3 protein-coding genes are annotated in these 7,577 nt (G+C 49.3%); all 3 read right to left on the bottom strand.

What is annotated here, in order from left to right; translation table 11 throughout:
* Positions 1-4,737 (bottom strand): N-6 DNA methylase (locus RCO84_RS16585; RefSeq protein ID WP_317585790.1); only part of this gene is annotated, 4,737 nt, incomplete at its 3' end.
* The gene (locus RCO84_RS16580) at positions 4,724-5,173 is read right to left on the bottom strand and encodes a DUF1896 domain-containing protein (RefSeq protein ID WP_233905992.1); all 450 of its coding nucleotides are present in this window, start codon (positions 5,171-5,173) and stop codon (positions 4,724-4,726) included. The genes RCO84_RS16585 and RCO84_RS16580, both read right to left, overlap by 14 nt.
* A 179-nt stretch (positions 5,174-5,352) precedes the next feature.
* Positions 5,353-7,509 (bottom strand): type IA DNA topoisomerase, encoded by a 2,157-nt coding sequence (locus RCO84_RS16575; RefSeq protein WP_233905991.1) that lies wholly within the window; start codon positions 7,507-7,509, stop codon positions 5,353-5,355.
* Positions 7,510-7,577: the final 68 nt, after the last annotated feature.

Below are 7,577 nucleotides of genomic sequence, written 5' to 3'. Positions count from 1 at the left end.
ATGATGAATAGCAACACACCTTTTTTGTGCATTTACGCCTGTACCTAACATAGATGTGGAGCCGAACAATACTCGTACCGAACCCTCGTTCATGGCTGCTATCACCGCCTTTCTTGCCCTCTCGTTCTTGCACTCCTGAATGAAGCGGATTTCAGATGAAGGTATTCCATAATCCTCTATCAGCTTACGCTTGATTTCAGAATACACGTTGAATTCCCCAGGTCTGTATGTGCCAAGATCTGAGAATACGAACTGTGTGCCCTTGTAATTGTCATAGCGTTTGTAATAGTCCGCTATCATCTTGGCACAATGGCTTGCCTTGTTGTCGGGATGATCCTCACAAGTCGGGTCTATCATGCGCATGTCGAGAGCCATCTTTCGGGCATAGTCCGTGGCTATGAGCATCTTTGCCTTTTCCTCTGTTTCCGACAATGGCAGTCTGCCGAGGATGGTGGCATCACCCGTCTTGGCAAACTCCATCAGCTTTTGGATGAAGTCCTCCTGCTCGGGTGTCGGTGGTATGTTATGAAGAATCTCGTTCTTCTGTGGTCTGTCCACACCAACCGCCTCCGCCGTGCGATAGTCGGTTATCTCGTTGTAGAAAGCAGCAAGCTCCGGTACCTTGATGAAGTATCTGAAACGTTCCTTCTGTACGATGTTGTTGGTGACGTTAAACTCGAAGTCGGTAGTTTTCTTGGCGAAGATTGCCGCCCACGCATCGAAACAGCGGATGTCCTGACGCTCCAGTTCCTTGGGGCGCAGGTACTTGAAAAGCAGATACAACTCAGTCAGTGAGTTACTGATGGTTGTTCCCGACAGGAATGTCGCTCCCAGATCTCTGCCTGTCCGCTCCTGTATGGTACGGATAGCAAAGAGCATGTTGAGTGCCTTCTGGCTTCCCTCGCTGTTGCCAAGTCCTGCCACACGGTCGTGTCTGGTGTTGAACATGAGGTTCTTGAACTGGTGGCTCTCGTCCACAAACAAGTGGTCGATGCCCATCATGCGGAAATCCACCACATCATCGGTGCGCTGCTCGATGCTGTAGGCTATCTTCTGCAACTTTGCCTCCAGATTCTGCTTTCGCTTTTCCAGTCCTTTGAGCATTCCCCGTGACACGTCTTTGCCCTGCGTGCGTATCACTTCCAAGTTTTCCTCCACGGTATCAAGCTCCGCCTGCAATATCTGCCGCTGGAGTTCTGGCGATTGCGGTATCTTCCCGAACTGGTCATGCGACATGATTACACAGTCATAGTCGTTGTTCTTGATGTTGTTGAAGAAGCTGACACGGTTCTTGGTGGAAAAATCCTTCTCCGAGGCATAGAGTATCCTCGCATGGGGATAAGCCGTCTGATAGGTGACGGCAATCTCCGCGACATTGGCTTTCAGCCCGATAATCATCGGCTTGTGAGCTATACCGAGACGTTTCATCTCATGCGCAGCCATGCACATGATGAGGGTCTTGCCTGTACCTACGGCGTGGTCACATATCCCGCCGCCGTTCTGCAAAAGCATCCATACACAGTCCTTCTGACTTGGGTACACACTCTTGACACCATACTTTCCGCCAAGGGCTTTCAGATCCAAGCCGGGGAAGGTCTGGTGAGAACCGTCATACTTCGGACGCACGAAGCAGTTGAACTTCCGGTTGTACATTGTGGTCAAGCGTTCCTTAAAGGAGTCAGACTGCTCCTCCAGCCATTCAGAGAACCCGTTGCGGATTTCGTCAATCTTGGCATTGGCAAGCTGTATGCCCTCGCTGTCACGCACCTTGATGTCGTTGCCGTGTTCATCCTCACCGATGCTCTTCATCATGTCGGGACAAGTGTTGTGCAGGGCATGTTTCAGAAGACTCATGCCGTCATAGTTGCGGTAATATCCCTTCACCATATACTCATCCGTGATGGCCATGGTCTTCATACTGCATTTTGCCGAATATTCGTCCATGCTGTCAGAATAGACGATGCTGACCTGTGTATTGAAGAGGTGGCTCATGTAAGCGGAATACACACCTGTAGGTATCCAACGCTCACCGAAGTTGAAGTCCAGGTCCTCAAAGGCTATCGGTTCGGGAATGCTTGCCTTCAAGGCTTCCAACGACTCCCTCACGATTGCATGGTCGGGATTTTCCTTCAGCCATTCTTCTATACGCTCCGCTTTCTCTATGACATTGCCAGCAATGAAGCGGTCGGCTATCTCGTAGCCATCTATGAGCGGATTGTAATAGATGCGCCCTTTAAGCGCTTCCGTCAGTTCCTGTTCCGGCATATCCGATAATTCTGTCATATACGGCAAGTCGATACGGCCGAACTTGTTGAGCGAGGCGGTGAGCGCTTCCTCTGGAGAATCCACATGACTGACCTCGTCAAGCGAAAAAGAGACCGGGTGGTCGAAGATGTCAGATTTTGTGAACTGTCCGTTTTCTACCCGTTCCAACGACAGCATGTCGCGCCCTGAGGCATCCATAAGGATGAACTTCACGTTCTGCTTGGCATTGAGGTTGCCGAAGCGAATGAAGAAAGCATCATAATAGACATTCAGACTCTCACGCATCTGCTTGTTTTCCGTCTGTTCTTCCGCTTCATAGGTGTAAAGTTTCTGATAGGCATCACGGAGGGCGATATACAAGACTGCCTTTTCTTTCTGCTCCATATTCAGATCCAACGGCATGAAGGTAGCACCATACTTGGTAAGGTCTTTCAATACACCGATGTTTTTGGCAGAGTCGAGCACCATAGAACCCTCACGATGAAAACTTTCCAGTTTCTCATCAAATGGACGGGGCTTCATAGCATCCTCTTTCTTCTTTGCCTGCTCTTCCCGCTTTCTTTCTTGCTCTTTTTGTTGTTCTCGCTCATGATTTGTTTCTTCCAATGTGCTCTGAGTCTTGGAATCTTCTTTTGCCTCATTCCCTTTCGACTGCCCATGCCCGATTTGAACTTTGAGAACTTCTATCGGTTCCATCGGCGGCTTGAACTTCGGATCAAGCGTATCTTCAACGCCCAAAGCCTTGAGCTGTTCCTGACGGTGCAGTTCCGCCTTTTGGCGCAGCAGCACCCTGTCTTCGGGAGCCATGGTCATCATCATCTCGTAAAAGCCGTTGATTGGCGGATTCTCTTCCCAAGAGATGCTTGCGTATGGCTCATCCCCAGGCAGGATTGGTTTTGTCTCCTGTGCTGTTTCCTGATCTTTTGCATCTGTCAACGAAGGCTTTTCTTCTTTTTCCACAGGCTTTGTCACAACTTCAAAAGTCGGATTGACGCTTTTTACCAACGGACTTGCTTTCTTCCTTGACACTTTCTTGGCGACAGCTCCCACTGTTACCTCTGCTTTCTTCTTTGTAGCATGGACAGTCAGACGTTTTTCTTCTTCCATTCCCCAAAGGTCAAACAGAGTCATTTGGACTGGTGGCTGCTGATGATTAGACTTTTGGGATAGCTCAGCATCATCAGTAGGCTTTTCCTGCTTTTGCAAGGATACTACCGTATCGTTCTGCTTTTCCTCAATGGACGGCTTCATCTTCTCTGTTTTTTCTATCTTTTCTGTTCCTTCAACCTCCTTAACTTCCTCAGCCTTTGTTTCCTCTATCCCCAAGTATCGGCTCAAATTGAGGTTCTTCTTAAAGTCTTCATGGAGCATCCTTCGCAAATCCTCTACAATGCCTTCCACACCATCCTCATGCGTGTATATCATTGCAGGTTTGCCGAACGGGTCAGTATCCAACTTTGCTGTTGTATGGATAATGCGTTCCGGATGCTCCAGAAAGTAGTTGCTTGTCGGAATGCGGTTCTCGTCATTATAGACGGTATCAAGCAGGTTGTCGTCTCCTCGCAGTGACTCCTTTTGGGTATTTTTCTGCAGAATAATGAGGTCACTGCCCACTTCCGTATTGGCATTTTCCGTGAACAGGTTGTTGGGAAGACGAATCGCTGACACGAGATCTGCATGATAGAGCATCATAAAACGCGCGGCACTGTTGTTTTTGGCATTCAATACGCCTTGTGAGGTGATGAAGGCAACCAACCCGCCGTCCCTTACCGTATCAAGAGCCTTGACAAAGAAGTAGTTGTGTATGCGTCTGGTGACAAGAGCCCTCATGCCTTTCATGGCTGTATAGGACGGATCAAACACGGCAACATCGCCAAAGGGAATATTTGAGATGGCGAGGTCGAAGTAGTCATTGAAAGGCTTTTCTATCTTCTCGAATCCCTCTATGCGCACTTTCTGCTCCGGGTGCAGATGGCGGAGTATCTTTCCCGTAAGCAGGTCTTTTTCAAATGCCATAATGTCTGCCTTGGGATTGTTATCCAAGACGGAATCGACAAAAGCTCCGATGCCTGCCGAGGGTTCAAGCACCTTTTCGGGGATGATCTGATGCTCTTTCAACACATCCACCAAAGCCTCTGTAATGGCTGACGGCGTGTAGAATGCCGTGAGGACAGACTGTTTCAGACTGTCCATCAACTGTTTGTACTCGCTTTCATTCTTGCTGTTTTCACGGATAAGTCTATGCAGCTCCACTGTTAGAGCAAACAATTCAAGGTCTGACTTTGCCCAATGGACGGCATCCGCCAGTTCCCTGGCAGGGTTCAGGATGCACTTCAATCCCCCGAATCCGCAGTAACGCTCCAGAAGGAGACGCTCACGGGCAGTCGGCGTGCGCTGTTCCCTGTCAAGGATGAATGCCGTCTCTATCGCCTTGATGTTGTCGTTCAGACGTTGTTTTCTATTGTATGCCATTTGACTCTATGAAAAGGGCAACGGCTCCCGTCAACTCTGTATAGAGCTGGTCATAGTCCGGTGACTGGGCAAAATTGTCATCGGTGAGGTCGTAAATGGAATACACGTTGTCAACCAAAGGCAGGAGGTTCTTGACAAACGCTTCCTGGTCTTCTACTGCTACCTCCAGGGGAAACTCACTGTCAACAACATCATACAGGATGCTGTACTTGGAAATATGGAGACCTTTCAGTAATGCTGACATGGCAAGCTCTTGTGCCGCATCGGCAAAGAGGGCATCACGCCGTGCCTGCTCATATACTTCTGCGGCATGGTCTGCACGTTCGCGGATAAAGTCCGCATCGCTGGCTTGTGGAAAACGGTTTTCTCTGAGGTGGTTCAAGAGGTACAGTCCGTAATAGGACAGTTCTGTCTGTGCCTGTTTCTTTCTGTTCATTTGTCTGTTGAATGGATTAAGTGGTGAATAATAAACCGTGGATGGCGGTTGATGTTTGTTGAAAGCAAGAAAAAGGCACTCGGTATCCCTCCGAGTGCCGCCACTTAATCCACAGTAAATAAAAGCATCCTGAATCAAGACACCATTTATGAACCATGTTTCGGTGGCAAAGGTACAAACTATTTCTTGTATCTCTTCACATTTCCTCGCTTTTCTGCTGTTTTGTGCTCTGCAAAGACGAATTTCGTGTTGAAATTCTCGTCAAAGGCAATGGCTGCGGAGAACGATTTGCCTTGCTTGCTGGTGAAACCATTGAGCGTTCTGGTCTTGCCCTTGGTGAGCAAGTCGGTGATGTCGGCATCAGTGAGCAACTTTCCTGCTACCTGCTTGAACACTGGCATACCGCACTCCTTGTTGCTGCATCTTACTACCTTTCCGAAGAACTGCATGGTACCTTGCTTGCATTTAGGACACTGGCAGCCGGAATCCTTGTGGCTGAAAAGTCTGTCACAACCTAACAATTCCGCAGTGATTTCACGGGTATAACCTTCGATACTATGGGTGAACCCGTCTGCACTTGCTTCACCTCGTTCAATCTTGGCAAGTTCCGCCTCCCATTTGCCCGTCATCTCCACATTGGCAATCGCCATGTTCTTCACCACGGAATGCAGGGCGAGTCCTTTTTCCGTCGGCACAAGTTTCTTCTGCTGGCGCACCATATACTCTCGTTTGAGCAGGGTTTCGATGATGGCGGCACGTGTGGCAGGTGTGCCAATACCGCTGTCCTTCATTGCCTGGCGCATCGTATCATCTTCTATCTCTTTGCCTGCGGTCTCCATTGCTGCAAGCAATGTGGATTCCGTATGCAAAGGCTTCGGTTTGGTCTTGCCCTCCGTGATGGTGCAGCCAGAAAGAGTGATATGCTGTCCTTCTTGCCAGTTGGGAATGACTTGCTCCTTGAACTCATTGTCTGTTGCGCCTGCATCCTTGTCCTGCCTTTTGTTCTTTTCCTTGAGCGACAACGCTCGCCAGCCAGTCTGTCGGATGATGGAGCCACTGATGCCAAATTCGACGTCATGATCCACTTGCGCCGATACTGATGTGATGTCCTTGATGCAGTCTGCTGAGAACGCTTCAATCATCCGGCACAATATCATGTCATAAACGATCTTCTCGTCCTTGAAAAGACCAATGGCTGCATTTTCTGTGATGAGCAGGGCATGGTGATCGGTCACCTTGGCGGCATTCACGCTGTTCTTGCTGTAGTCCTCACTGCCAGGCAAGAGTTTCACTTTTTCTCCATATTCCGAATGATTCTCCAGATTCTTGAAGAGTTTGGGAAGGGTGGCAAATACATCATCCGAGATATAGCGGCTTGATGTTCTTGGATAGGTGATGAACTTTGCCTCGTAGAGTTTCTGGGCGATGGAGAGTGTATGCTCTGCCGTGAAGCCATGCTGGGAGTTGGCTTCTTTCTGCAAGGTGGTGAGGTCGTAAAGGAGCGGTGCCTTCTCCACCTTTCGCTTGGTTGCGATCTTTGTGATGATGACAGAACCTGTTTCTTTCACCTTATTATATATATCGGTTGCGGTAGCTTTGTCTGTCCATCGGTTGGCAGATGTGAACTTCAGTATATTGCCACTGTCTGCATCAACCACACCGAAGTGTACCTGCCAGAACGGTTTCGACTCGAAACGCTTGTGTTCCCAATAGCGTTCGCACACCATGCCAAGGGTCGGAGTCTGCACACGACCTACGGAATAGGTGCCACGTCCTGCGGCTATCGTCAGGGCCTGCGTGCCGTTGATGCCGACGAGCCAGTCTGCCTCACTTCGTGCCTTCGCTGCATGATAGAGATTGTCATACTCCTTGCCATCCTTGAGGTTCAGAAGTCCCTCACGGATGGCGGTGTCCGTAAGCGAACTGATCCAGAGACGGTCGAAAGGTTTCCTGCAACCAAGATACGCATAGAGGTATCGGAAAATCAACTCTCCCTCACGTCCGGCATCGGTTGCTACAATAATGCGCTCACTGCTGTCAAACAGCTTGCCGATAATTTTTATCTGGGCAAGCACACCTGCATCTGGTTTGTAGCCGTTCTCTGTCTTGACTTGTCGGGGAACAAGAACGAACGGGTCGGGAATCACAGGCAGATTCTCCGCATGGAATCCCTTCATGCCGTAGGTTTCCGGCATGGCTGGCTGCACTAAATGTCCGAATGCCCATGTCACATAATAGCCATTGCCCTGCATATAGCCTTCCTCACGCTTGTCAGCTCCTACAATGTGGGCGATTTCCTTGGCTACACTTGGTTTCTCTGCGATGATTGTCTTCATTGTCTGTTGTTTTTGTGACATCCGCAACCGTGGGATAGACGGTCGCAGATGTCGGTTGTTATGATGGA

Source organism: Segatella copri (assembly GCF_949820605.1).
Lineage (GTDB): Bacteria > Bacteroidota > Bacteroidia > Bacteroidales > Bacteroidaceae > Prevotella.
Note: the sequence above shows the minus strand (reverse complement) of the source record. Positions and strands in the feature narration are given on the sequence as shown.

What these genes read in the sequence shown, in the direction of transcription:
- RCO84_RS16580 (WP_233905992.1), bottom strand. Translation starts at nt 5,173, where the DNA reads ATGAACAGAAAGAAACAGGCACAGACAGAACTGTCCTATTACGGACTG.
- RCO84_RS16575 (WP_233905991.1), bottom strand. Translation starts at nt 7,509, where the DNA reads ATGAAGACAATCATCGCAGAGAAACCAAGTGTAGCCAAGGAAATCGCC.